The organism is Suilimivivens aceti, assembly GCF_025567405.1.
Classification (GTDB): domain Bacteria; phylum Bacillota; class Clostridia; order Lachnospirales; family Lachnospiraceae; genus Suilimivivens; species Suilimivivens aceti.
This window is the reverse complement of the sequence record NZ_JAOQKJ010000009.1, coordinates 52591-77992: the sequence shown is the minus strand read 5'-3', so window position 1 is coordinate 77992 and position 25402 is coordinate 52591. Positions and strand designations below refer to the sequence as shown.

The 25402-nt window shown below is 36.7% G+C and carries 31 protein-coding genes; 29 read left to right on the top strand and 2 right to left on the bottom strand.

What is annotated here, in order from left to right:
- Window positions 1–6: 6 nt before the first annotated feature.
- From OCV77_RS11775 to OCV77_RS11730, 10 genes are all read left to right on the top strand, one after another.
- Window positions 7–717 carry a LytR/AlgR family response regulator transcription factor gene (locus OCV77_RS11775; protein ID WP_055264237.1) on the top strand — a complete coding sequence of 237 codons (711 nt, stop codon included), beginning with the start codon at window positions 7–9 and terminating at the stop codon, window positions 715–717.
- Window positions 718–728: 11 nt separating this feature from the next.
- Window positions 729–2135, top strand: coding sequence for a sensor histidine kinase (locus OCV77_RS11770; protein WP_006859239.1), 1407 nt, complete (start codon window positions 729–731; stop codon window positions 2133–2135).
- Window positions 2125–2958 (top strand): hypothetical protein, encoded by an 834-nt coding sequence (locus tag OCV77_RS11765; protein WP_262575250.1) that lies wholly within the window; start codon window positions 2125–2127, stop codon window positions 2956–2958. The genes OCV77_RS11770 and OCV77_RS11765 overlap by 11 nt, the downstream gene beginning before the upstream one ends.
- 18 nt (window positions 2959–2976) lie before the next feature.
- A complete protein-coding gene (locus tag OCV77_RS11760) occupies window positions 2977–3537 on the top strand; it encodes a hypothetical protein (protein WP_262575249.1) in 561 nt (186 codons plus the stop codon).
- 132 nt (window positions 3538–3669) lie between these two features.
- Window positions 3670–4161 carry a hypothetical protein gene (locus OCV77_RS11755; protein WP_262575248.1) on the top strand — a complete coding sequence of 164 codons (492 nt, stop codon included), beginning with the start codon at window positions 3670–3672 and terminating at the stop codon, window positions 4159–4161.
- A 60-nt stretch (window positions 4162–4221) separates the two neighbouring features.
- The gene (locus OCV77_RS11750) at window positions 4222–4839 is read left to right on the top strand and encodes a hypothetical protein (RefSeq protein WP_006859236.1); all 618 of its coding nucleotides are present in this window, start codon (window positions 4222–4224) and stop codon (window positions 4837–4839) included.
- A 43-nt stretch (window positions 4840–4882) separates the two neighbouring features.
- Window positions 4883–5305 carry a hypothetical protein gene (locus tag OCV77_RS11745; RefSeq protein WP_172679188.1) on the top strand — a complete coding sequence of 141 codons (423 nt, stop codon included), beginning with the start codon at window positions 4883–4885 and terminating at the stop codon, window positions 5303–5305.
- An 80-nt stretch (window positions 5306–5385) separates the two neighbouring features.
- The gene (locus tag OCV77_RS11740) at window positions 5386–6069 is read left to right on the top strand and encodes a DUF3879 family protein (protein ID WP_262575247.1); all 684 of its coding nucleotides are present in this window, start codon (window positions 5386–5388) and stop codon (window positions 6067–6069) included.
- A gap of 50 nt (window positions 6070–6119) precedes the next feature.
- Complete coding sequence (locus tag OCV77_RS11735) at window positions 6120–6398, top strand: hypothetical protein (RefSeq protein ID WP_055264245.1); 279 nt, start codon at window positions 6120–6122, stop codon at window positions 6396–6398.
- Window positions 6399–6601: 203 nt separating this feature from the next.
- A complete protein-coding gene (locus tag OCV77_RS11730; protein WP_331488861.1) occupies window positions 6602–6937 on the top strand; it encodes a winged helix-turn-helix domain-containing protein in 336 nt (111 codons plus the stop codon).
- A 21-nt stretch (window positions 6938–6958) separates the two neighbouring features.
- On the opposite strand, the gene OCV77_RS11725 is transcribed toward OCV77_RS11730, so the two are convergent.
- Window positions 6959–7216, bottom strand: coding sequence for a helix-turn-helix domain-containing protein (locus tag OCV77_RS11725; RefSeq protein ID WP_006859232.1), 258 nt, complete (start codon window positions 7214–7216; stop codon window positions 6959–6961).
- A 169-nt stretch (window positions 7217–7385) separates the two neighbouring features.
- On the opposite strand from OCV77_RS11725, the gene OCV77_RS11720 reads away from it, so the two are divergent.
- Window positions 7386–7721 carry a hypothetical protein gene (locus tag OCV77_RS11720; RefSeq protein ID WP_006859231.1) on the top strand — a complete coding sequence of 112 codons (336 nt, stop codon included), beginning with the start codon at window positions 7386–7388 and terminating at the stop codon, window positions 7719–7721.
- Between the two features lie 93 nt (window positions 7722–7814).
- Here OCV77_RS11720 and OCV77_RS11715 read toward each other — a convergent pair whose 3' ends face one another.
- Entirely contained in the window at window positions 7815–8165 is a 351-nt protein-coding gene (locus OCV77_RS11715; protein WP_171029199.1) for a helix-turn-helix domain-containing protein, read from the bottom strand.
- A 526-nt stretch (window positions 8166–8691) separates the two neighbouring features.
- Here OCV77_RS11715 and OCV77_RS11710 point away from each other — a divergent pair.
- From OCV77_RS11710 to OCV77_RS11625, 18 genes are all read left to right on the top strand, one after another.
- On the top strand, window positions 8692–9132 hold the full coding sequence (locus OCV77_RS11710; protein ID WP_006859230.1) for a sigma-70 family RNA polymerase sigma factor: 441 nt from the start codon (window positions 8692–8694) through the stop codon (window positions 9130–9132).
- Window positions 9116–9364 carry a helix-turn-helix domain-containing protein gene (locus tag OCV77_RS11705; protein ID WP_006859229.1) on the top strand — a complete coding sequence of 83 codons (249 nt, stop codon included), beginning with the start codon at window positions 9116–9118 and terminating at the stop codon, window positions 9362–9364. Before OCV77_RS11710 ends, OCV77_RS11705 begins: the two co-directional genes overlap by 17 nt.
- A 439-nt stretch (window positions 9365–9803) precedes the next feature.
- Complete coding sequence (locus tag OCV77_RS11700; protein ID WP_425609813.1) at window positions 9804–9956, top strand: SHOCT domain-containing protein; 153 nt, start codon at window positions 9804–9806, stop codon at window positions 9954–9956.
- Window positions 9957–10020: 64 nt separating this feature from the next.
- On the top strand, window positions 10021–11946 hold the full coding sequence (locus OCV77_RS11695) for a recombinase family protein (protein WP_262575246.1): 1926 nt from the start codon (window positions 10021–10023) through the stop codon (window positions 11944–11946).
- A gap of 124 nt (window positions 11947–12070) precedes the next feature.
- Window positions 12071–12286, top strand: coding sequence for a replication initiator protein A (locus OCV77_RS11690; protein WP_262575245.1), 216 nt, complete (start codon window positions 12071–12073; stop codon window positions 12284–12286).
- The gene (locus tag OCV77_RS11685; RefSeq protein ID WP_262575244.1) at window positions 12279–13022 is read left to right on the top strand and encodes a DUF6017 domain-containing protein; all 744 of its coding nucleotides are present in this window, start codon (window positions 12279–12281) and stop codon (window positions 13020–13022) included. The genes OCV77_RS11690 and OCV77_RS11685 overlap by 8 nt, the downstream gene beginning before the upstream one ends.
- Complete coding sequence (locus OCV77_RS11680) at window positions 13019–13822, top strand: ParA family protein (RefSeq protein WP_262575243.1); 804 nt, start codon at window positions 13019–13021, stop codon at window positions 13820–13822. Before OCV77_RS11685 ends, OCV77_RS11680 begins: the two co-directional genes overlap by 4 nt.
- Window positions 13803–14711: a ParB/RepB/Spo0J family partition protein gene (locus OCV77_RS11675; RefSeq protein ID WP_262575242.1), complete on the top strand. Its 909-nt coding sequence runs from the start codon at window positions 13803–13805 to the stop codon at window positions 14709–14711. Before OCV77_RS11680 ends, OCV77_RS11675 begins: the two co-directional genes overlap by 20 nt.
- A gap of 129 nt (window positions 14712–14840) precedes the next feature.
- Complete coding sequence (locus OCV77_RS11670; protein WP_074649984.1) at window positions 14841–15161, top strand: helix-turn-helix domain-containing protein; 321 nt, start codon at window positions 14841–14843, stop codon at window positions 15159–15161.
- A gap of 13 nt (window positions 15162–15174) precedes the next feature.
- A complete protein-coding gene (locus OCV77_RS11665) occupies window positions 15175–15489 on the top strand; it encodes a hypothetical protein (RefSeq protein WP_217798537.1) in 315 nt (104 codons plus the stop codon).
- 22 nt (window positions 15490–15511) lie between these two features.
- Window positions 15512–16309 carry a hypothetical protein gene (locus OCV77_RS11660; RefSeq protein WP_262575241.1) on the top strand — a complete coding sequence of 266 codons (798 nt, stop codon included), beginning with the start codon at window positions 15512–15514 and terminating at the stop codon, window positions 16307–16309.
- Between the two features lie 282 nt (window positions 16310–16591).
- A complete protein-coding gene (locus OCV77_RS11655) occupies window positions 16592–16759 on the top strand; it encodes a hypothetical protein (RefSeq protein WP_262575240.1) in 168 nt (55 codons plus the stop codon).
- Between the two features lie 215 nt (window positions 16760–16974).
- A complete protein-coding gene (locus tag OCV77_RS11650; RefSeq protein WP_262575239.1) occupies window positions 16975–17163 on the top strand; it encodes a ribbon-helix-helix protein, CopG family in 189 nt (62 codons plus the stop codon).
- A gap of 17 nt (window positions 17164–17180) precedes the next feature.
- Window positions 17181–18623, top strand: a complete 1443-nt coding sequence (locus tag OCV77_RS11645) for an Eco57I restriction-modification methylase domain-containing protein (protein ID WP_262575237.1) — start codon at window positions 17181–17183, stop codon at window positions 18621–18623.
- The gene (locus tag OCV77_RS11640) at window positions 18623–19729 is read left to right on the top strand and encodes a DNA cytosine methyltransferase (RefSeq protein ID WP_262575236.1); all 1107 of its coding nucleotides are present in this window, start codon (window positions 18623–18625) and stop codon (window positions 19727–19729) included. The genes OCV77_RS11645 and OCV77_RS11640 overlap by 1 nt, the downstream gene beginning before the upstream one ends.
- On the top strand, window positions 19722–22268 hold the full coding sequence (locus tag OCV77_RS11635; RefSeq protein WP_262575235.1) for a BpuSI family type II restriction endonuclease: 2547 nt from the start codon (window positions 19722–19724) through the stop codon (window positions 22266–22268). The genes OCV77_RS11640 and OCV77_RS11635 overlap by 8 nt, the downstream gene beginning before the upstream one ends.
- Window positions 22269–22296: 28 nt before the next feature.
- Window positions 22297–24039 carry a DUF262 domain-containing protein gene (locus OCV77_RS11630; RefSeq protein WP_262575234.1) on the top strand — a complete coding sequence of 581 codons (1743 nt, stop codon included), beginning with the start codon at window positions 22297–22299 and terminating at the stop codon, window positions 24037–24039.
- A 63-nt stretch (window positions 24040–24102) separates the two neighbouring features.
- Window positions 24103–25386: an ATP-binding protein gene (locus tag OCV77_RS11625; RefSeq protein ID WP_262575233.1), complete on the top strand. Its 1284-nt coding sequence runs from the start codon at window positions 24103–24105 to the stop codon at window positions 25384–25386.
- Window positions 25387–25402: the final 16 nt, after the last annotated feature.

Here is a 25402-nt window from a genome sequence, read left to right as displayed (position 1 = left end):
TGGAACATGATAAGAATTGCAATATGTGATGATGAAAAGAACATACGAACCTATCTTTCATCACTTGTCAGGAAACAGAACATAGAATGTGAAATCACAGAGTATGCTTCCACTGATGAATACCTGTCAGATCAAAAGGAGCATGATTTGCTGTTTCTGGATATTGAAATGAAAAGCGTTGCGTCCGGTATGGACGGTATGAGCATGGCAAAACAGATCAGGGCAACGGAGCTTACAAAGCAGCCAATTATTATATTTGTTACAGGCTATGAAAAATATGTCTATGATGCTTTTGATGTAGGAGCATTTCAATACCTGTTAAAGCCTATTGATGAACAGAGATTTGCCCAAGTTTTCCGGCGGGCAGCCGAACAGATTATATCAGAAGCGGAGCAGCAGAAGAAAACGCTGGTTATCCAATATGCCAATACGAGCAAGGCTATACCGTTAGATCATATTTACTATCTGGAAAGCCAGAGCCACAAAGTTGTAATTCATATGAATGAGGAAGAACTGGAATATTATGCAAAGCTCGGAGATTTGGAAGAAGAATTGCAGGGACAGTTTTTCCGTATTCATAAGGGATATTTAGTCAATCTTGCCTGCATAGATGAGTACAACAAGACAGAAGTAACGCTTGTCAATGGAGATAAGCTGCTGATTTCAAAATATAAATATCCGGACTTTGTAAAAGCATATCTCCGGTATATGCAGTAGGAGGACAGCGGATGAGTGAAACAGAGTTTGTGTTGTTCCAAAATATAATAGGCGGAATTGAAACTTTTTTATATGCAGTCTGTCTGACAGCTTTTTTCTATCCATTTATGACAGAAAAGAAAGAACGACAGGGAAGTAAATTAAAAAAGATACTAATAGTTTTTGGAAGTTATATAGCCATATCCCTTATTGGAAACTTTGTTCCTGCTTATGGGTGGTTAGGTTTGATGATTGTAATAATTTTATTGACGGCATCTTCTGGCTATTTAGGCATGAATAGAAATTTTACATTTTTTATGGGGATTATATTTTTCTGCATTAGAAATTTAAGTATGCTGATTGTGGAAAGTATAGATTTCTTTACAAGCAGATATTGGGTGCAGGAAAAAACATTAGTAGAGGATATTTTTCGTAATGCATCATTGAATTACATTTTTATTGCCGCATTTAGAATCTTCTTGTTTTTAATTATGCTTTTTGTTGTTGGACACCGATTAGGAAAACAAAAGATAGAACTGCAAATAAGGGAATTGTGCTATCTGATTTTGACACCGATAGTAGCAATTTTATTTGGAAATATTATTGTCCGGCTTTGGATAGTGGTGAAAGATGATTTGATTTTTCAACTTTATGAACAATATCCAATATTTCTGGGAATAGTGCCAGTAATTGCAATTTTATTCTATGCAGGAATTTTAATCACAATAGTGTCCTATCAGGAGATGGAAAAACTTCAGGAAGAAAAGAAAAAGCATTTTATTGAAGAACAACAGGTTCATTCAATACAGGAGCGAATGGAGGAAGTAGAGCAGTTTTATAACGGAATACGGCAGATGAAGCATGAAATGAGAAATCATTTGACGAATATCAAGGGACTTATGGAGAGTGGCAATTATGAGGATATGCAACAATATCTGTCAAAAATGGATGAGAGTATGAATGTGTTTGAGATAACTATTCAGACAGGCAATGCTGTTACGGATGTGATTGTAAATGATAAGCAGAAAGCAGCAAGCAAACAGGGAGTACAATTTCAATCAGAGTTCTCTTATCCGGTATCAGACAGATATGATGCGTATGATATTGGAATTATCGTCAACAATTTGTTGCAAAATGCACTTGAAGCCTGTGAAAAAATGAATACGGGGGAAAGATATATTACGCTGTCTGGAAAACAAAAAAGAAAATTTTTTCTGATAGAAGTAAGAAATTCTTTTGACGGGGAAATCAAGTTTGATAGCAATACAAATCTTCCAGTTTCCGATAAAGAAAAAGATATTTCCTTACATGGAATAGGATTATCCAATGTAAAGAGAGAAGTAGAGAAGTACATGGGAGATTTAGATATTAAGGTAAAGAAAAATGAGTTTAGTGTAACAATATTGTTACAAGAAAGGAGAACAGAAAATGAGTATTAGTGGTGTAAATGGTATTGGCGCAACTGCCTACGCTTATATGAACAGCAGTATGAAAACAACAGGGGAAGGCAATTTTGCAAGTGAAGTACAAAAGGCAGGGGAAAGTCAGAATACAACAGCAACTGCCTCTGCATGGGCGGGGGATATGGTTATTCCGTATCCGCCAAATTATAGTGGGTTTACATATGATAGCTCCATTTCCAATAAGTCGAAAGAGGAAATGACAATGGATGAATATAAGCAGTGGGTTATGAATGAAATGTCACAGATGCCTGTAAGTGCGTGGGTTCGTTCTACATATTCATCGGGAGCAACAGTGATTAAAGAAGAAGCATTTGAAAGGATGAAAAGTGATCCGGAGTATGAAAACTATGTTTTGAACCGGGTTCGTTCAGCATATTCAGTAAGCAGCCTGCCTGCCGGATCAAATAATGTCAGCTATGATGTTATCGGAGCATCGCCGGAAGAATGTTATGGATATGCAGGACCAGTAGGAAACAGTAGTTCCAATATTTCAGGTAATGAGAAATCGTGGTGGGAAAAACGACATGAAAAAATGGAAGAATTGTTAGCGGAGCAGGAAAAAGAAGCACTTAAAAGGGCACAGGCACGCAGGGCACAAGCACAGGAAAATTTTCTCCAAAGTCAGTTGGAAAGTAGGCAGAGATTGCAGAGTTTTTTCATGGAAAAAATGCAGAACGAGCAGGGCACTGTAAATATGTCGGCTTTTCAGTCAGCAAGTGTTTCTGCCTCCGCTGTATCAGCCTACGAGGATACAATAAGTACATTTAGTAAGAGCGTGATAGAAAGTCAAAAGCTTTAAACGAGGAGGTTTAAAAGTATGGATATACAGGCACTTGGAATGCTGAGTAATATAACAGCAATTGTGCAAAAACAAAATGTGAATACTATTTCAGGTGATATAAATGTAGAAAAGGATTTTTATGGGACTCTAAGGGAACAGCAGATAAACTGTGTAAAAGAAGATATATATAATAAATTTCATATTGATGTGGGAGCTGCAAATGGCTATTTTGAGTGTTATATTCCAAGTGATGTGCTATATAAAATGAATACAGATACAGCATTAAGACAAAAAGTTTATGATATGCTTGCAGATTATAGCAGCGATAAATTCAAACTAACGATGCAGACACTTAATCCGCCTGTAAAAAAATGTACACTGGTTTTTGATGATAATGGTGAGATAGTTGCCACATTAGAGCCAGATGTAGGTGGAGAGAAGGCGATTTCGGAGAGGTCAAAGAATACTGAAAAAGTAAGGATAATGAATGCGAGCGATATAAAATCCTTATTGCAAAACGATATACAGGAGATGATTGAAGAGATAGAAAGACAAGGAGTTATGGCAACGGAATATAAAAAGAAAAGTATTTTATAAATAATGTAAAAAGAGAATGCTTGGACTCAAAAAGAGAAAGCATAAGCAATTCTGACTGACAGAGGAATTGCAGAAACAGGTAGCAGCCGGAAACGGAGTTTTAAGATATTGAATTGCAAGGTGGTGAATAAATTGAAAAAAATAGTTTTAACAATTACAAGCATTTTTATAATAATAATTAGGTTTTTAATAGCAAATGATATGGGTCAAAGCGCTTTAAGGCACGATGACACATCTATAACAAATAATATATTGAATAGTAAAGAGGAAACATTTCAAGGGGTAAAAAGTAATAAAGATAGCTATGAGAGTGACATAGGATATGCAGATAATGATTTGGTGTTTCGGGAGTATTCTTGGGGGTATCGTTTAGAAAAAGGATATGAGATACTAATTGAGCAAGATAAGATTATTGGTGAAGTAGAAAACACGCAAACAATAGTTGTATTTTGGAATGATAGTGTGTATAAAGAGTTTGCTTTTGATGGCAACGATATTGAGTTTGAAATAGATAAAAGTGGCAATTACAGTTTTTATGCAATTGATTCAGATGGTAACTCCTTTGATATTATGTCGATAGTAAAAGCGTATAAATCAGCAGATGGAGGTGTAATGCCATTGTAATCAGATGTGAGTATAAGTGATTCTAGCTGACAGAGGAATTGCAGAAAGGTTGAAAAAATTATGGATATACAGGCACTTGAAATACTGAGTAATTTAGCGGCAATTACAACAAAGCAAGGTTCAGGAGATGCCGAAGTTGTTTCTGGGGACTTTAGCAGACTCTTAAATGAAATAAATACTATGCAGAGTGTTAGCGATATGCAGGAGGAAATTTGCAAAAAGTTTAATGTTACACTTCATGTTGTAGATTATGCATGTAATACGACAGACCAAACTGCCGAAAATTTTGATCTAGCGATGCTTGACAGTGGGAAATTTTATGGAGCTGGAAATGTAGTCATTTCTAAGAAATCTCTATTGAGAATGCAAACAGATAGTAGGTTTAGGCAAAAAGTATATGAGTCAATAGAAGGATTGGGCTGTACGAGTAAAATGACAGGAGGAATTGTAAAAAGTACAGGAGTATTTATTCACGAAGATGGAACAGGCGGTTACTGGACGGAATTTGACTGGGGAGACGAGGAAGATAATGGAAAAGGGAAAAAACTGTTAATTAGTAAAAAGCCTTTAAATGAATTTTTTCAAGAGCGCAGCAATATAGGTTATCAGCTGACAGAAAATGATATAGAAAATATTATGCCACTCATGATAACGGGGTATTATAAAAAACAGGAGTAATATTTTTTGAGTTAGAGTAATGCTTGAAGATGCCTGTAAAGAAATGGGATTATCTGATGAAGCTGCAGAACAGATAACAACTGCATACGGTAAACAGGCAGAGGAGAAAATCAATAAAGTGAACAGTATGGTTGAGTTTGTTGCAAAGCAGGTAAAAATTGAAAGAGAGAAATTCTATCAGGAGCATGGAGAACCTGCTTACAGAGTGGGAAGCTCTCCGGCAAGGAATACGACAGGAAAAGACAGCGTGGAAGTAAATAAGGAATCGAACAGTGATATTTACAAGATGTTTGCAAATCTTGATGTAAGCAGCAAAGAAAACTTCAAAAGCAGCTTTGAAAATGCGCTGGCAGGGTTCGGAAATTATTTTGTTTCTGATCCGATTGAAAATTATAATGGAACAAGTCGGGAGCAGATGCAGTTAGATGAACTGGTGAAACGATTTCAGAACTTCTTAGAAGTATAGGCATCAATTTGGATATAAAGATTTAAAATTAGTTGTAATGAAACGGATTTCACATTTAATTTGACAAGGAGGTTGCAATTATGCCGAGAATTACAGATTACAGTTTCTTATTTCAGAGTATGTTTGGGACATCAAGGATGAATTTAGTCAACAACATTCAGTTGTCCCAAATTAACAGTAGCTCCGTACAGGCACAACTAAAAGCAGCAGGGATTGACACAAACAGTAAACAGTACAAAGCGGCACTTAGCAAAATGATGAAAAATGGAAATGGTGCAATGTTTACGAATGTTCAGGCGATCAAGAATCTAATGAGCCAGTATGATAAAAATGGAGATTGGGTTGATCCGAATACCGGATTAACAGGGCTTGCTGTAACTGATGAGAACAGAAATAGTTATAAACATATCATCTCTATTCCGGAGAGCAGCCGGGAAGAAATGTTTGAACTGGCAAAGAAGGAATTTTTAAGGGATAATGGCACTCTGAATGGTGATACCACAAAGAGGGAAGATGTATATGTTAACTTATATAGAAAAATGAACAAAGATGACCGTTTGTCAGCGGGATGGACAATGGAGCAATATGAACATCAATACAGGCAGGCATTTGCAGCAGCGGCGAAAGCTGCTGATCCCTCATGGAAAGCGGGTGATCCGATACCGTCTGGAGCATTGGATGGCATTACAAGAGAGTCCATTGAAAGCACACTTGCAAAAAGTGGAAGCAGTTTTGTGAAGAAATCAATAGACGTCAGTATTTAAAAACTGTAGCATTAAATAATGCTTGCGGAGCTAAGGGATAGGTGGCTTACATGGGTAAATATAAAGTATTAGATATTTTTTCTTTTTTACCTGCTAATGTGATAAGTTTAGAACAATTAGAAAAAATGTTTTTAGATAGCTTATCAGAAATATCTAATAATACAAAATTGGGTAATGAAGAAATTGTTGTTACTTGTAGTTCTCAATCTCGGTTTACTGAAAACATAAAAGAATGTGCCACAGAATTAAAGAGTGAGGGAAAGCAAGTAGCATATATCGTATGCAACGAAAAAGTAATTTCCGTTATAGGATATAGGGAAAATGAATAAGAAAAAACAAACAGCAGATAACATACTGCTGGGCTGGATATGGGAATCATTCTTTTGAATTTTCCAGAACTTAGGCAGTATATAAAAGTAATAAGGCAGGTGATGTGTATGGGAAAATGTTAGTTCTGACATTCGAAGATAATGAGGATGATATGATGAGCCACATATTATCGTTGATAAATACTAGAGAGGAAATCATTCAGATGTCAGGTTTGAATAATCATCTATTGAATTTCAAAGGTCTTAAGATTGATGAAGTTCAACGGGTGATCATTCGGGAAAATCAGGAGATAGAGCTTACTTATACGGAATTTGAGATTTTCAAGCTTCTTGCAAAGCATCCGGGAATAGTGTTCAGCAAGGAACAGATTTATGACATTGTGTGGAAGGAATCCTATTCCGGCGATTACAACATTGTCATGAGCCATATACGCAACATACGAGAAAAGATAGAGGATAACCCGAGCAAGCCTGTTTACATACAGACGGTATGGGGTGTAGGCTATCGTTTCAACAAAAATTTAAGCAGCGGTCTGTAAAGAACAAATACAGATCACTGCTTATTTTTCATTTCTGACACCTAAAAGATATTCACAAGATACATGAAAAAATTCAGCAAGGGCAACCACTTCATAATCCGGTACAAAGCGTGTCCCTTGTTCTATTCGTAATACGGTCAAATCGCTAAATTCATATCCGGCAAGCTGGAGCTGTTCTGCCAGTGCTTTTTGCGATAGCTGCCTTTCAGTTCGCAATTCCTTTACTCTCTGACCTATCAGATTTTTGGAATTGCTTTCTTTATTCCAGTAAATTTTCATATCATCACAAACTTTCTAAAGATGAAGTGCCACATGATTGATTTTACGGAATAATCTTGATAATATACTTCTAAAGATGAAGTACGAAAAAATATTGTTGTAAGAAATTTTAGGATTGATAATACTGCTTGTAAAATGCAATACTTATTTAGAGAAAGGTGGACACAAAATGAATGAAGTATTTGAAAGATTATCTGATGTTTTTGAGGAGCTTCGAAGCGATGCAGGCGAACGGGAGTATTCCATACAGACAGAGGAAGCAAAGAAGGCGGATAAGGAACTGAAAAAAGAAAACCGGGAATATGAAAAATTCTTATCTGACCTTTCTACAGAGCAGAGAAATTTTTTAGAAAACTATATGGATATTGTAGACCATGCACACTTTCAGGAACAACAGAGAGCCTATTATCAGGGGATAGTAGATGCAGTACAGATACTTGCTGGACTTGGGATTGTTAAAGAGAGTGTTAAGGTAAAAGAGTTACTGAATACAATAATGAAATAAGTAAGCAGGGTGGAGCGTTTAATCATGGAATTTCCACCCTGTTTTTCTTCAGAATAATTCAGAAACAATCCAGAAAAAATCGAAATCTTTCTGCTATTCTGTCTCATGGGTTTTATATGTACGAAGATAGGCTTCCACAAGTGCAAGAATAGTGGTGATCTGATCGTCCGTACATTCTGAAAGATAAACCAGCAGCCTTTGGTAATCCAGATTATCGGTTGGAGCTGCCGGATAAAAAAACGGATCAGCAGAGATATGTAAAGCACGAATGAGTTGTCCGAGTTTTTCAAGACTTGGAACATTGCCATGATTTTCAATCTCTTTGATATATCTTGATGAGACACCGGATTTTTCGGATAACTCATCATAAGTCAGCTTTTGGTCTAATCTGGCTTTCTTCAGGCGAAAACCCATGTCTTTATCAATTTTCTTAGATTTAGCCATATCATGCACCTCCGTATATAGTGTATAGTTCACCATTTAAAAAGAAAATGAACTAATAACACACTATATAAGAGGGGAATAATGCACTTTAATAAAATAAGAAACTTTGGATATTGCATATAAAAAAACGCAGTATTCAAAGGTTTTTTCTCATGTTTTTTATCCTTTGAATGTGTTTAGGAGAGTTATGTATTCTGAACCATTGAAAGGATATTTTTGTATTTGGAAAATATTATCCTGCCCATTGCGTGGAAGGACAGGTAAATAGGTCGCATTTTAAGTAATGTGGCAAATTCTACAATTGAAAGTGTACTATATACACTCGTAAAATGTGGAGAAAATTTAATATCAGATATGAACAGCGTCCTGTGGGTGTGTGCCTGCGAGGACGTTTTTTGTATACAGAAAAATTTCTATAAAAATTTTTCAATCCACCCGAACATCTCCCCGGTTTCATTTGGGAGATACACCGGAAGGGAAAAAGGGCAAAAGCCTTGGCATTCGGAACGGGAGGAGGTGAACTCGTATGGGGCAACCTTCTTCTAAGGATGAAATGACTATCCGGCACCAGTTTGACCGGTTATGCCAGATGGCATTAAAAGGCGAAGCTGTAAATTATTACAAACACATGGACTATCGCAGGAAACACGAAGTTACATTCTCTGAACTGTCGGAAAAGGAGTTGAGCAAATTATTTACTATGGATGAGTATGGAACAGAATATCATCATTTTGAAGTGCATGGCTATGACATTGAAGTAAAAAATACTCTGATTGCTGAAGCTTTGAAGGAACTTACAGAAAGAAAAAGGAATGTTATTTTACTTTCATATTTTATGGAAATGAGCGATGCAGATATTGCAAGAGAAATGAATCTGGTTCGCAGTACCATTCATGAACACAGGACACGCTCACTTGAAATTTTGAAGAAGATCATGGAAGGAATAGCAGATGAAAAAGATGTATAAAAGCAGAAATGAGGAAAATTTGTTGCCTTTCCATATTATAAAGGCAGCATCAGAGGGCGATGTAAGTGCCATCAATACAGTGTTAAAACACTATGAGGGATACATAATCAAATTGTCTACCAGAAAGTTATATGACGAAAGCGGACAGGTGCATTACTGCATTGATGAAACGCTGCGTCGCAGATTAGAAACAAAGCTGATCACAAAGATATTGGCTTTTGAAGTTGCATAACAGGCGGTTAGCATTGTCCCTTTCCATTCGCTGATTGCTGCGTATGCACCCTGTACCTTGACAACTGAATATTTTTTGCATACAGGACGTGAGGATATGTGGAGCCACTAGGTAGATTCGCCAAGATGTACCTGCTCTTTGATAGGAGTGAATGTGAGGAAATGTTGAAACATTACATTGAAGCAAAGGTATGGAGCGAGAAGATCTGACAAAATGTGTGGCAGTAACACAGGGCGATGAAGCATATCCGTGATAATGATACTTCCGGATTGTAAGGAAATTTGCAGTCCGGTCAATTTGAATGACGGTGCAAGACCGATGTGGGCAGAGTAATGATCTGTCACCTGTATTGCATTTTTATCTGCCTATGAGAGCCAGCAAGAGAATTGTGGGTTGTCATTGGCAGATAAAATGCGTGTTAAAATATGAGGAGGTGGGTGTGATCGAAAAGAAAAGATTGCTAAGATATAGTATGCAATTATCTATGTTAAGACAGTTGCTAAATAAGAAGTTGATTAGTGAATTTGAATATAAAAAAATAAAGAAACGTTTAATGAGAGATTATAATATTGTATCTGATATTACAGCTTGACTTGTTGAGTGTGTTGCAATATAATCTATATGAACACTACGGAGGGAATACAAAAGGAGAGAGCATGGAAGTAGAAGTTATCAAGGCGAATAATCCATTTGATGAGTCAGCAAAAATAAGAAAGACTGACCGCCTGAGAGTAGCAGCATACTGTCGTGTCAGTACTGATGATGAAGATCAGATAAAAAGCTATAATTCGATGGTTAAATACTATACAGAACTTATAAAAAATAATAATCAGTGGGTATTTGCAGGAGTATATGCGGATAAAGCCATTACAGGTACAAAGGTAGATAAAAGAGAAGATTTTCAAAGATTGATACAGGATTGTATGGATGGTAAGATAGATATGGTTATTGCCAAGAGTCTTCCACGTTTTGCCAGAAATACTTTAGATACATTGAAATATGTAAGAATGTTAAAAGAAAAAGGCATAGCAGTTTATTTTGAGGTTGAAAAAATAAACACAATGAAAGACGGCGAATTTCTTATGACTATATTAAGCTCTGTTGCACAACAAGAGGTAGAGAATACTTCGGCTTATGTGAAAAAGGGCTTAAAGATGAAAATGAAGCGTGGTGAATTGGTCGGATTTCAGGGGTGCTTAGGCTATGATTATGATGTTGCAACAAAATCTCTTTCTATCAATGCAAAGGGTGCAGAAACTGTAAGATATATTTTTGACAGATATGTTGCAGGTGCAGGAAGCACAATGATTGCAAGAGAATTAAATGAACAGGGAATAACCACTATAAAAGGAAATCCATGGACAACATCAAGCGTTATGGGTATCATCAATAATGAAAAATACAAGGGCGATATTTTACTTGGAAAGACATTTACAGTTGATCCCATTTCTAAAAGACGATTGGAGAATTTAGGAGAGGAAGATAGGTTTTATATAAGAAATCATCATGAACCTATTATTTCAGAAGAAACCTTTGCTAGAGCACAGGAAATCAGAGAACGCAGAAATGGTGGAAGAAAATCCCCTACACCGGGGAAACGAGAAAAATATAGCAGACAGTATGCATTTAGCTGTATGTTGGAATGTGGTTTCTGCGGAGCAAGTCTTTCCAGACGAAGATGGCATAGCAGTTCAAAATACAAGAAAACAATATGGCAATGTGTAAAGTCAACGAAAAGTGGCAAAAGATATTGTCCGGATAGTAAAGGAATACCAGAACAGGTAATAGAAGAAGCTTTTATTGAATCCTATAAAATGCTTTGTTCTGATAATAAAGATGTATTAGAAGAATTTATTACAAGAGTTGAAAAAACTTTGAGTGAGAATACTGCAAGAGATAAACTTATGAAATATCAGAAAAGTGCAGATAATCTTCAAACGAAGCGGAAGGCACTTTTGGAGAAATACTTAGAAGGAATTGTTTCACAGGATATATACGAAGAAACAGATGTTGGATATGAGAGAAAGTTATCCGACATAAGAGCGAATATAGAAATGCTGGAACAACAAATGGAAGATGAGGTATCTCTGAAACGACGAGTGGAGGATTTTAAGAAAGCATTATCACAAAATGAAGTGCTTCAAGAGTTTGACAGAGGTATTTTTGAAAGTATTATTGAAAAAGTCATAGTCGGTGGCTATGATGAAGATGGAAACAAAGATCCCTATAAAATTACTTTTATATATAAAACAGGATTTAGAAACGAGGTTGGAAACGCAAAACAGCGTTTTGACAAGACAAAGAGCGTAGGGGATAAGGCAAAAGAATTGTGTTCCCATATCGCAGACGAGGTAAAAGATGTGTGTTCCTATGTTAGTGACAACACATGTGGAGACTGTAGTGTTACTGCAAAAGGTGAATTAGTAGAAGTCCTTGAATTTACGCACTTTTACGAGCATTTCACGTTTGAAAAGACCGATTGGTCAGAGCGTGGAAAGCATCTGAAAAAGTATATTCGGGTAATTGTAGCTGTTGAACTCGACACAGTAGGTGCGAAACGAACGCCTACGTCGACACAGTAGGTGCAAAGCCTGAACCTGTTAGATAAAACAAAATAAGAATCGTCGGAAGACGCTTAGCTTACAGCATTTCCTGTGAGTTAAGCGTCTTTTTATTTCTGCAAAACAAAAGAAAGGAGGTACGCCAATGGGTTTTGATTATTTCTACGGAAGAGGAACAGAACAGTTTGCATTCTATCAAGTGCCGAAGATGTTGATTACAGATGATAGATTCGCAGGTATCACAATGGATTCTAAGTTCCTGTACTCACTCTTGCTGGATAGATCATCCTTGTCAGCTAAGAATGGATGGCTTGATGAAGAAGGTCTATATCTACTACACCTTGGAGCAGATCATGGCTGATATGCATTGCGCAAATCAGAAGGCTACAAAGCTGCTCAAGGAGTTAGAGACAAAGGCAGGGCTTATTGAACGCCAAAAGCAAGGGCAGGGGAAGCCAACAAGAATCTATGTGAAAGATTTTGCAACAGGACTGCATGGGGATGGAGACAGAAAGAGCAAAATCGTGACTCATGAAAATCATGATTCACAGACTCATGAAAATCGTGAGTCCAGAGATGTGAAAATCACAAGTCCGGACTCATGGAAATCATTCACTAATAATACTAATACTAACCAAACTGATTTTAGTCAGACTGATCTAATCAATCTATCGGCGGAATCAGCAAATCCAGGAGTAAAGGTGGTTAGGATGGATGATCCGATGCGAATCAGAAAACAGTATGAGAATTATCTTAGGGAGAAGCTAAGCATAGACATACTTATCCAGAGCAATCCCTATGAAGTCGGACGAATCAATGAAATTTTTGATCTTATGGTTGATGTCTTATGCAGTACTGCAAAGACAATCCGTATATCAGGAGATGACAAGCCGGTAGATGTTGTAAAAGCCCAGTTTATGAAAATTGATTCAGGGCATATGGAGTACATATTGGATTGCTTTAAGAACCAAATCACAGATATCAGAAATGTGAAGCAGTATCTACTCGCAACAATCTATAACGCACCATTAACAATCGATCATTATTACACGGCCAAGGTCAGCTATGACATGGCACACTGGAAGGAGACAGTATGAAAAAGCAGTCAACAATCATTGCTGTGGTAAATCAGAAAGGCGGCACAGCTAAAACAACAACGGTAGAGAATTTAGGAATTGGACTTTCAAGACAGAATAAAAAGGTTTTGCTTATAGATACAGATCCCCAGGCATCACTGACGATCAGCCTGGGGTATCCGAGACCTGATGACCTGGAGCTGACACTCTCAGATCTTCTGAATGGAACAATAAGTGAGAATCCAGTGGCATTGGATGAGGTATTGATCCATCAGCAGGAAGGTATAGAGTTGATTCCTTCAAATATTTCACTTGCAGGACTTGAGGTGTCGCTTGTGAATACCATGAATCGAGAACGTATTCTTAAGCAGTTCTTGGAACCACTTAGAGAGCGATACGATTATATCCTTTTAGATTGTATGCCTAGTTTAGGAATGCTTACCGTAAATGCTTTGGCTGCTTCTGATGCAACATTGGTTCCTGTTCAAGCCAATTACTTATCAGCTAAGGGATTAGAGCAATTGCTCTCTACAATCAATCAGGTTAAGCGTCAGATTAATCCTAAACTGTGCATTGAAGGAATTCTAATCACTATGGTAGATGCCAGAACGAATTATGCCAAGGATATCAGCAACTTAATTAGAAATACGTACTGCAACAAAATCACTGTATTCAAGACAGAGATACCGAGATCTGTCAGAGCTGCAGAAACGAGTGCGGAGGGAAAGAGTATTTTTGCCTATGACCCTTCAGGAAAAGTAGCAGAAGCGTATGAATCATTAACACAGGAGGTGCTGAAATATGACCAGAAGAGGAACTAACATTAGCTTAAAGAGCTATGATGATATTTTTACAACCGAAGAGAATAGACAAGAGACCGGTGAACATGTAGTGAGTATTCCAGTGAATCAGATCCATGAATTCAAAAATCATCCTTTTAAGGTTTTGGATGATGAGGATATGAGAAAGACTGTAGATAGTATTCGAGAGTATGGAGTATTGGTTCCGGTTATTATTCGTCCTGATGGAAACGGAGAGTATGAAATGATATCCGGCCATAGAAGAAGGTATGCATCTATCTTAGCAGGAAAGGAAGAAATACCGGCAATAGTTAGAGAGATGGACGACGACACGGCTACAATCTTGATGGTAGATTCCAATTTGCAAAGAGAACATATTCTTCCGAGTGAAAGAGCGAAAGCTTACAAGATGAAAATGGAAGCTCTTAAGCACCAGGGCAAGAGAACAGACCTTACTTCGTGCCAAGTTGGCACGAGGTTACGTGCAGATGAAGAGTTAGCAAAGCAGACCGGTGAGAGTGCAAGAACAGTTCAGCGATTTGTACGATTGAATAATCTTATACCGGAGCTTCTTGATCTAGTGGATGAAAAGAAGATTGCCTTTAATCCTGCAGTAGAACTCTCTTATATGAAGCCTGAGGAACAGAAGGAATTCTATGAGGCTATGGAACTTGCTCAGACAACACCATCCCTGTCACAGGCCCAAAGACTTAAGAAATCGAGCCAGGAAGGAACATGTACTGCTGAATTAATAGAAAGCATTATGGATGAAGAGAAGAAGAATCCTCTTAATCGAGTGGTGTTTGATAGCAATATTCTTCAAAAGTATTTTCCTCAGAAAACCTCAGCAAGAGAAATGGAAATGCAGATCCTTCAGTTGCTTGAACAATGGTCCGGAATGAAGGCATAACATCATGAATCCAGGCTCATGATTTTCATGAGTCTGGAATTATCTGTGAATTCAATGTCAGAAATACTGACATTGATCAGCAAATGTGTTATATTGAAGATGTCAGAAAAGCTGACATGGAGGCGCAGCATGGATAAAACCATTGGTATTAGATTAAAAGAAGCAAGAAACAATGTAGGCATGTATCAAGAGGATGCTGCACGTAGTATGGAAATGTCACGCCCAACGCTTAGTGCGATTGAGGCAGGGAAAAGAGCAGTTACAGCAGAAGAAATAAAAGATTTTGCAGGCTTATATCATGTGACAACAAATTGGCTGCTCTTTGGTGCAGATCAAGAGGAGGAAAATCGTATGCAGAGGCTTGGAGCATATTATCAGCTGTTTATGAAGCTGAGTGGTCAGGAACAGAAGGAAGTAATTCAGTTTATGGAGCAGATCCTAAGTAAATAAGGAGGTGCCAACTATGATCGCATTGAGAGTATTTGGAAGTGTTCTTCATTTCTTATTGAAGGTGGTACTGTTACCGGTACAGATTGTACTTACGATTCTTATTTGCATGATTGATTTTGCAGGTGGCGTATTTGGTTTTATCTTTGGACTAGTAGGTGGATTTATTATTTTGGCCGGGCTTAGCTGCTTGTTTATGCCACCGGTAGACTGGAAGCTGTTTATCGAAGCAATGATTGCAGGAACGGTTATTGGTTCATTACCAAGAATGGTTCGCTATTTTGGTGAGTCTGTTTTGATTGGAATGAAAGGATTATTAGCAAAGATATAAAGATATTAAAGGGGGAAAATGTTTGAACGAACAAAAGGTACAGTGTAGACTGTGTGAACAGTATTTTAATGATGAAGACATGAGTGAGGAGCATTATCCAGCTCATAGTGTAGGAAATGACGATATTATTGAACTTGATTTAACAAAGTTCATGGATACTCTTATGGGAGATAATCCTGAACTAAAAGAAGCAATCAGCGCTGCAATCAAAAATGGAGAAGATCCAAAAGAGTGCGCTGATAAGTATTTTGATCAGCATTTGGCCAAAGACCTATATCCAAAGGGAAGAACTGCAAGAACTTTGTGCCGTAAATGTAATACTTTTCTTGGGAAATACGATGAAGCGTATAAGAAATTCTATTCAGAAGATGGTGATCCGAAGAAAGTAAAGGGATTTCAGAAGCAAACAAAAATACAGATTGTTAAGGCGATATTTGCTAAGTTCCTTTCAATCCCAGAAGCGCAGGATATACATTTTGATTTTCTGGATTTTATTCGTAATCCGGAGGAGATGGAGTATCACGGCGCTTGGAAATTGTATTTTATTAAGAGGGATTATTCAACAGATCTGATTGGATTAAGTGATATTCCGACAGGAAAGATTGATTGGAATGGAGACGGTAAGATGATTGTATTTGAATTATCGGATGACAAATTTATCTTCAATCTTTGTAATTTTGAGAAATTCCCTGAATTTGAAATGAACGATATTTTTGATGTTATGGAGAAAAACTACAGTCTGGTAACTGGAATACATGGTAATAAAGGTAGCTTTCACGAGAATTTTGTTATGACACGTATGTTTAAGGGAATGAAATAGGATGAATAAAAGGCAAAGGGTACTAATTGTCCACCTTTTGGGTACTAATTGTCCACTTGCCATCCATTTTCTTAAGAAAATCCCTGTGATATTATTACAATGGATCTACTGAAGTGAAGCAAACAACTTCCTCAGAGGTCCATTTTTTCTGCAGAAATTTAATAAGGTAATTGAGAGCGTCAGCTCGTGATCGTAAGGTCGCGAGTCTGGCGCTTTTCTTTTGCCCGAAATCAGGTGACGACCTGGAACACAACACTATGCAAAAGAAAGGAAATCAAACTTATGAACAGTGAAGAACTTAAGGACAGAGTTAAAGATGATCTTGGTCAGATGCTTGAAGCGCACGGAATTAAAGCGGACATCAGTGAACATCATGTTGAGAAGTTAAATGCTTCTTACGAGGCACTTAGCATTACACCTTTAATTTCTGCAGAATACAGAAGTCTTTAGCGCTCACGAAAGTGGGTGCGTAGCCTGATCGCCTTGCGGTCTGTTCTGGGGGATTGGGGGCTACCCCTCAACAAGCGTTTTGAGCTTTCCGGTACCGGAAAGCACTGCTTGCCAATAGTAATCAGCACTTTATGTAATACAAAAAGTAATTGAGTTTTTGTATTACATAAAGTATACTGTATGAGGTGCATTGTTTTTTCTTTTAGGAGGGCACTATGAAGAAAATGGGACGACCTAGGAAAGAGAACAATATGGGTAAGGTCTGTACAATAAGATTAGATGATCAAACTTTAGAACGTTTAGAGATATATTGTGAGCGGCTGAATATTGCTAAATCAGAAGCGATTCGAACAGCAATTAATGAGTTAGTGGACGAATGCAATATAAAGGATGAAACGGAATAATATATAGGAGACTAGCTATGGATTTAGGGCAAGTGTTCACTACAAAGATAATATCGAATTATATGGCATCGCTACTATCTAATGACAAAAAAAGAATATTGGAACCATGCTTTGGTGGTGGCGCATTTATAGAGGCATGTTTAGAAGCTGGATTTGAGAATATTGTAGGATGTGAACTAGATGGTGATCTATATGAGACGGCAAAAAGGAAATATCCTGAACTTGAACTGATTAAAGGTGACTTCTTAAAATACGAACCGACAAATTTATTCGATGCAATAATAATGAATCCACCTTACATTCGCCAAGAAAAGATTGATGATTTGGTGAGTTTTGGAATAACCAAAAAAGAAATACGAAAGAATCACATATATAATGGATTGCCATCTACTGCAAATATGTACATGTATTTTGTTATTAAAGCGATCAGTCTATTGAATCCAGGAGGAGAGCTAGTAATCATTTTTCCGGGAACTTGGATGGACGCAAGAAGTGGAAAATCTTTTGAGAAGCTTATAAAGCAGCAAGCAAGTATTATAGAAAAAATATATGTTTCAGGGGATGTATTTGATGAAAATGCATTGGTAGATGTCGTAATTCTAAAGATGATTAAAGATTTATCAAAAAGCATTTGCACTATTGATAAACATCTTTCTCTTGTAGAAGGCGAATTAAGAGAACAGGCAGTCGAAGCATATCAACAAGAGTTAAACTTCCCAGCACCGTTTTCAAAATATGCTAGCGTAAGGCGTGGGTTATCAACTGGATGGAATAAGATGTTTATAAATCCGGAGGGTATAGATGATGCATCTGTATTAGTTGATATTATTTCATCACCTAAGAGTATAAAGGGGTATGCTACGAAAGGTGCAGATTTCGATAAACTCTTAGTTATTTCAGATGGGAAGAAGTTGTCTGGAAAGTTACAACAATATTTAGAGGCCAATAAGCAAGAACTTTTGAATGAAAAAAAGCCCAAAACATTATATGAGAAATGTAGTGTTGATAGCAATTGGTTTAGGATAAATGAATTAAATAGTGAAGGAATACTATTTGGATATATTATTCGAAATGATATGAGATTTGTATTGAACGATGCTGGAGTGGTGGCAAGAGATAATTTTTACATTATCAAACCGAGAGAGAACATTTTTGTTACTTTATCATTGATGAATAATTGCTATACTTATTACCAGTTGGAAAAAATGGGGAAGAAGTATGGAGCTGGTGTGCTTAAGATACAAAGATATGACGTGGAAAATTTGATGTTTATCGATTTGGATTATGTATCAAAAGAAGATTTTTTCAAATTGGAAACGTTAGGAAAAAAGTTAGTAGACACAAGCGATAGGAACTTGATATTTGAGATAACAAAAGTAATTTCAAATTATGCCAGTATGTCATATGAAAAATTAATGAGTGAATTCGGGAAAATCAAAAAAAGAAGGTTGGAGGCATAATGATGAAAATTGATGTCGTAAGTTTGTTTTCTGGCGGTGGTGGCTTAGATTTGGGATTCAAAAAAGAAGGATATAATTTGGTCTGGGCCATAGATAATAATCCCAATGCCATTGCAACATATAAAAAAAATGTACATGAGAATGCAATCTGCGGAGATATCAATGAGATAAATCTAGATGATATACCTAAAGCAGATGTGATTATTGGAGGACCGCCATGTCAGTCGTTTTCATTGGCTGGTAATAGAAATGTTGAGGATGCAAGAGGCCAGCTAGTGTGGAGATATCTTGAAATAATAGAGCATGTACAGCCCAAGGCATTTGTTTTTGAAAATGTAACTGGATTACTATCAGCTAAGAATTCAAATAAAGAACATATTATTGAATTGCTCAAGCAGGCCTTTCGTGATAGAGGATATACGATAAATGCCAAAGTACTAAATGCGGTTGAATATGGCGTTCCGCAAAAGAGGAAAAGAGTTATTATTGTGGGCCTAAGAAATGGTGAGACTTTTGATTTTCCACTTCCAACTCACGGTGAGGCAGATGGGCTCCTTCCATATGTGAGTGTGGAAGAAGCATTAGGTGATCTACCAGCTGCGGTGGTTGATGAGAATGCTAGGGTTAAATATTTGACTGAAGCAAAAAATGGATATCAAAAGTTGATGAGAAAAAATGCAGGAGAGGATGTTTCAGAGCATTTTATTTCTAAACTTAGTGAACTTGATAAGTATATTATCAAGCATGTTAAGCCAGGTGGGAATTATATGGATATTCCAGCTGACGTGAAATCTGAAAGAATAAGAAGACTGCAACGAGACGGAGGACATACAACTTGCTATGGTAGACTGCGACCAGAATGTCCATCTTATACAATCAATACATATTTTAATCGACCAAATGTTGGATGCAATATTCATTATTCAGAGCAGAGATTAATTACAGTTAGAGAAGCTTTACGATTACAGTCATTTCCAGATGACTTTGAAATTGTATCAACAAGTAAGCAGGGGCGTAATTTAATTGTGGGGAATGCAGTTCCTCCAATTTTAGCAGGGGTAATAGCAAAGAAACTAAGGGAGTATTTGGAGGGAGAAAATGATTAGTTATAGCGATTCTGAAGTCGGAACATTTCATCCAATATGTGAAAATGCAATTAATCAGGCACTGGTAAATTTGGGCCTTAATACAACTTATCGTGCGGTTCATCATCGAATGACAGGTTCATTAGAGATGGATTATGTTATTGAAAATATTACGACCGGAAAGTACTTATGCGTTGTAGAAGTGAAGCGTACACCTGCGGCAGTGAATAGTACTCGATATCAATTTCAGGTAATGTCATATGTACAAAGTAATGTAGGAATAACAGAGAAGCCTTTCTATATTTTAACAAATCTAGAATGCGCATATTCTTATAGATATGATGCTAGTAGACCCAGTGCTTATCAACAGGTTTTAGAACCAGGATTTGAGAAAATAGCTTCGTTCAGTGTAGATGATGAAATAGCTGTTAAGAATAAAATGGCTTTATATTTCGAAAGCAAAATTCAAGATTTTGTAGCGGATATTTATACTTATCAATTAAACTTGGCAGAGTTTGTGGTTCATATGGAGCCATTAATAAGCGATGATAAGAAATGGAAAACACACCTGGCTGTATTACTGTATGAGTATATTCGAGGATCATTTACACACCTGCATCGTACAGATTTGAGGGATATAAGATTATTTGGAAGTAATGTTCAACAAATCTGTCGAGAAGGTGGTCGAGTTGATTTCAAAGGTATCTTTGATTACACAGTGACATCATATTTACCTACATTATCTGTTCCAAATAAAGAATTGATAGATCTATATGATTTGGGAGATCAAAATATTTCAGGAGATTCCGTTGCTGATGTACTTCATAGAATGGTTTCAAGCGGCCATGAACATGAAGGAGAAGTTGCAACAGATATTGAATTAGCGAGACTTGTGGCTGCTTTAGCTAAAGTTGAAGCAGGAACTATTACTTCTAGCGATGTTGTATGTGATCCAGCAGCTGGCAGTGGAAATCTCATCAGCTCAGCAATTGAAATAATGGGATTATTACCAACACAGTTAATGGCTAATGATATTAATTCTAAATTATTAGAATTACTTTCTTTAAGATTAGGATTGGATTTTGCGAGAACTGTTGGACCAAGAAATGCTCCTGTTGTAACGAACAAAGATGTTACAAGCATGGGAACTACTGATTTTTCAGATGTTAAAATATTATTAATGAATCCTCCATACGTAGCAGGTATTAATTGTGTGGCAAGAAAGCGAGCATTTTTTAATGCAATAAGAAGATTATCGGGATCTGTAGCAATGACTAATAGTGGTCAAATGCCACTAGAAGCAGTATTTTTGGAGTTGATAACTGAATTGGTTGCACCGGGCACAGTTATTTCTTGTGTATTCCCAAGTAATTTTTTGACGGCTAGAGGTGATGAAGCACAAATAACAAGAGAACTTGTATTATCAAAATTTGGATTACGTACGATTTTTACATATCCAGGAGACGAAATCTTTGAAAATGTTACAAAAAGTACCTGTGTATTGGTGGGTAGGGCAAAAACTCCAGCAAATGATATAAATGTTATTTCAAGTTATACCAAGGTACCGGATATTGATATTCATCAGTTTGAAAGTGTAGTAGGTGGAACATTTTCTACAACTTTCTCAATGATAATGCCCGGGTTACAGGCTGTGACCATTCCTGTTACAACTTTGCGTGGTGATTTGGATGAAGGTTGGAGATATTTGAATCAAGAAAAACTAGAAGCGATGACATTTATAGATGCTAATTTTAATCACAGTGCATCATTTGAATTGTTAGAAAATATTAGAATTCCAATGAAAAGAGGAACTGCTGGAAATGCTGGCGGTAGTGATTTGCTGTTTATTTGTGATGAACTTTATGATAAATACTCTTCACGTGGGTTAGCTGTAAGTGCAGCAATGCGGAATTCCAAGTATGACAGTTTTATCGTTGGTGGAGGAGATTCAAAATTCTTGGATGCAACAATAAATCCGCCAATTATGGTGGACGACATTATTAATGATTATATAACGATAGCTGCATCAGCAACGGGAGGTAAGCAGCAACGTAAGGCCAAAACACTGACGGAATGGAGAACGATTGTCACAAAAGAAAGTAACAAGGGCTTTCATGCTAATTCTGTCTTAGTTCCACGAGCTAGTAGAGCCGTTGGTAGTGCATATCTTGCAGAACAACGTGTATTTGTATCCACGAATTTCCTGGTTTGCACATTTGCAAATGCTCAGGATGCAATGTTAGTTGCTACTTGGATGACGACCATTTTTTATCAGTTAATGTGTGAAATTTCATCAAAGAATGATGAAGGAATGAGAAAAATGGAGGTCGCAGATATCAAGAAAACATATATTCCTGACCTATCTACGATATCAGCAACAACTATTTCACGATTGAATGCAATTAAGAGTTCTATTGAATTTGTGGATTTACATGATCCGCAGATACGAGATGTGGATACTATATGGGCAGAGGAATTATTTGGAGCAAATGCTTCTGCAATGCTTGATGAGACACAAAGATTACTAACGTATCTGGCTAATATTAGAGAACCACAATAAAGTATACATAGGTTAGGAGGATGAAAATTTGTCAAAATTGAATATAGATCAACAGACAATAAAAGAGCTGTTTTCAAATAAAAAATCAGATTTTCTCATTCCAGACTATCAGAGACCGTATGCATGGGATGATGTTGAATGTCAAACTTTATGGGATGACATTTTTTCGTTTGCGTTTCCGGATAACGACTATACCTTGTTTGATAGTGAGAATGATGAATACTTTTTAGGCCCTATTGTTACATTTAAGAATGAAGATAACAAACTAGAAATCATTGATGGCCAGCAAAGACTCACGACACTCATGTTACTATTGAGAGCTTTTTATTCCTTCTTCGGTAATATGAAGGATAAGAACTCGGTAAAGACAGCAGAAGATATTTCAAAGTGTATTTGGAAGACGGATGAATTTGGAACGCCAAATATGAATGATCTAAAGATTGATTCAGAGGTTTCTTCTGATGATGATAAGGATGAATTTCTTTCTATCCTTAGAACCGGTCTTGTGAACGATAATCATAAAAGTGTATATGCACAGAATTATAGATTTTTTATGGATCAGATAAACAAGTTTTTGCTTGAGTATCCAGCATATTTTGCTTATCTTCCAAACAGAATCATGAATAATTGTATCTTATTACCGATTGAAGCCGAATCACAGGATACAGCACTTAGAATCTTTTCGACATTAAATGATAGAGGAAAGCCACTGTCTGACACAGATATCTTCAAGGCTCAGTTCTATAAGCATTATAAGGATCAGGGACAAAAAGATTTCTTTATGGGCAGATGGAAAGAACTGGAGTCCTTATCTGATGAAATCTTCTCTGCGGCTTCTGGTTCATCGATGGATGAGCTCTTTACTAGATACATGTATTATGAGCGTGCAAAGCTCGGAATAAAGAACACAACAACAGAAGCTCTTAGAAAATTCTACGAAAAAGATAAATATGCGCTGCTCAAGAAGAATGAGACATTAGGAAATTTGGAAGCACTGGCACAGTTCTGGAAGTCTGTATCTCTGCAGGATGATAGTGCATTCTCGGATAGGATTCTGCGAAAATTATCCGTGCTAAATTACGCACCAAATGGTATGTGGGCGTATTTGGTATCAGTGTATTTTATGCAGAACCGTAAAGAAGATGGAACCCTAGAGGAAGAGGAGTTTTACAGCTTCTTAAATAGGATCACAGCGTTTATTTGGACATATGCAATTATGAGACCAGGTGTTAATGCGCTTCGTAGTCCAGCATATCCAGAAATGATTAACATCGTGAACAATCAACCGGTGCTGTTTACAAATTATAAGTTTGATCAAGATGCAGTACGCAATGCTCTTGAAAACTATGTATTTACCAACGGCAGACCAATAACAAAATCGATATTAGCCTGGTGGCTATATACTAAGGAAGGCCAGGAACTCATTTCTCTCGATACTACACTGGAGATTGAACACATTTATCCAAAGAAGCGTCAGGAAAATGAGGATACGTTGGAAACTAAGAGTAATCTTGAATCATTAGGTAATAAGGCACTTTTAGAGAGAAATATAAATATCAGAGCCTCTGATTATAGGTTTGCAGACAAAAAGAAATACTATCAGGGCTTTGTGACAGATAAAGGTAAAGTGAAGGAACCAACAAAAGATGTTGAATTGATCAAAATGGCATCTGAGTTGAGTGATTTCACAGAAAAGGACATTATTGAACGTAAAGAACTGATTATCAGTACATTCATCGATTATCTTAAAGAGAATGATCTGTTACTTTAAAGAATTCACTTCTGGTCACGATGAGTGATCAGAAGTGTTTTTTATTATGTTGGGGTAGAAAAAATGGATGAAAAAAGGCTACAAAAAATATTTCGGAAAAGTACCAAAAATTCAGAGTGTATAGGCACCCAAGAAGGATATACCGTAGAGTATAAGCAAAATTTTGGTTGGGGCAGTATGCCTGAATATGTACGTGCTATGGCAGCAATGGCAAATAATCGAGGTGGACACATTATTTTTGGGATAAAAGATAAACCACATGAAATGATAGGCTTAAAAGAAAAGAGCTTAATAAAATTTGAAGAACGTGATCTTTCCGTGTGGTCAAGTTATGTAAGAGAACATTTTGAACCTGCTATTGAATTTGAACGCGATATTTACGAGTTTGAGGGGAATAAATATGGGATCATTGAGGTTCAAGAGGCTACAACAAAACCTGTTATTTGTAAGAAGTACGTGGAAGAAAAACTTAAAATTGGGGCAATCTATTATAGATATAAAGCTGAGAATACAGAGATACAATATGCCGAGCTAAGAAGCATCTTAGACGAAGAAACAAAGAAAATAAATTCATTATGGATGGATAAAATACGACAGATAAGTATGGCAGGCGTTTCGAATACAATGATATTGAATACAAGCTCTGGAAAACTGTATGGAGAAAGAAATTCATTCTATATAGGTTCTGAGTTATTAGATCAGATTAGATTTGTAGATAGAGGCAAGTTTGTTGAGACTGATGGGGAGCCGGTACTCTCAATTGTCGGAGAAGTAAAGAAAACTGAGGAGACACCTATTTCGGTAACCATTGGCGAAAAGGAAGTTGCTTTATCCAACAATAGAATTATTGAGAGTTTTCTATTTCAAGAGAAGATATCTAACAGTGCAGAGTATATGAAATATATTATGAACTCACAAGCTAAAAATTTGCCGATATTCTACTATTTAAAAAATCTTCCGGGCGATTATATAGAACATATAGTTGGATATAGTAGCTCCAAGGAGCATGTCGAGACAAGAATTAAACAATCATTATATGGAGAAAAGCTTAAAGACACAGGTACGATTGCTTACAAGAAAAAATTGAAAATGCAGGAAGCGGTATTGAATCAGGATAACACCGTATTGTCCGTCTCAGAAGATGATTTAAAGTATTTATTTTGTGCCATCAGAACAGTGGATCCAAAGACTATTTTACAGAATAGAGATTTTTATATCCTGCTGCTCAGAAATATCTACGAAGATAAATATCAGAATATGAAGCAAAGTACATCTGCTGAGTTTAAAAAGGCAATTTGTTATATTGATGAGATATTAAATAAACAGAATTATTTAGAAAAAATATAAGATGTATCAAATGTGA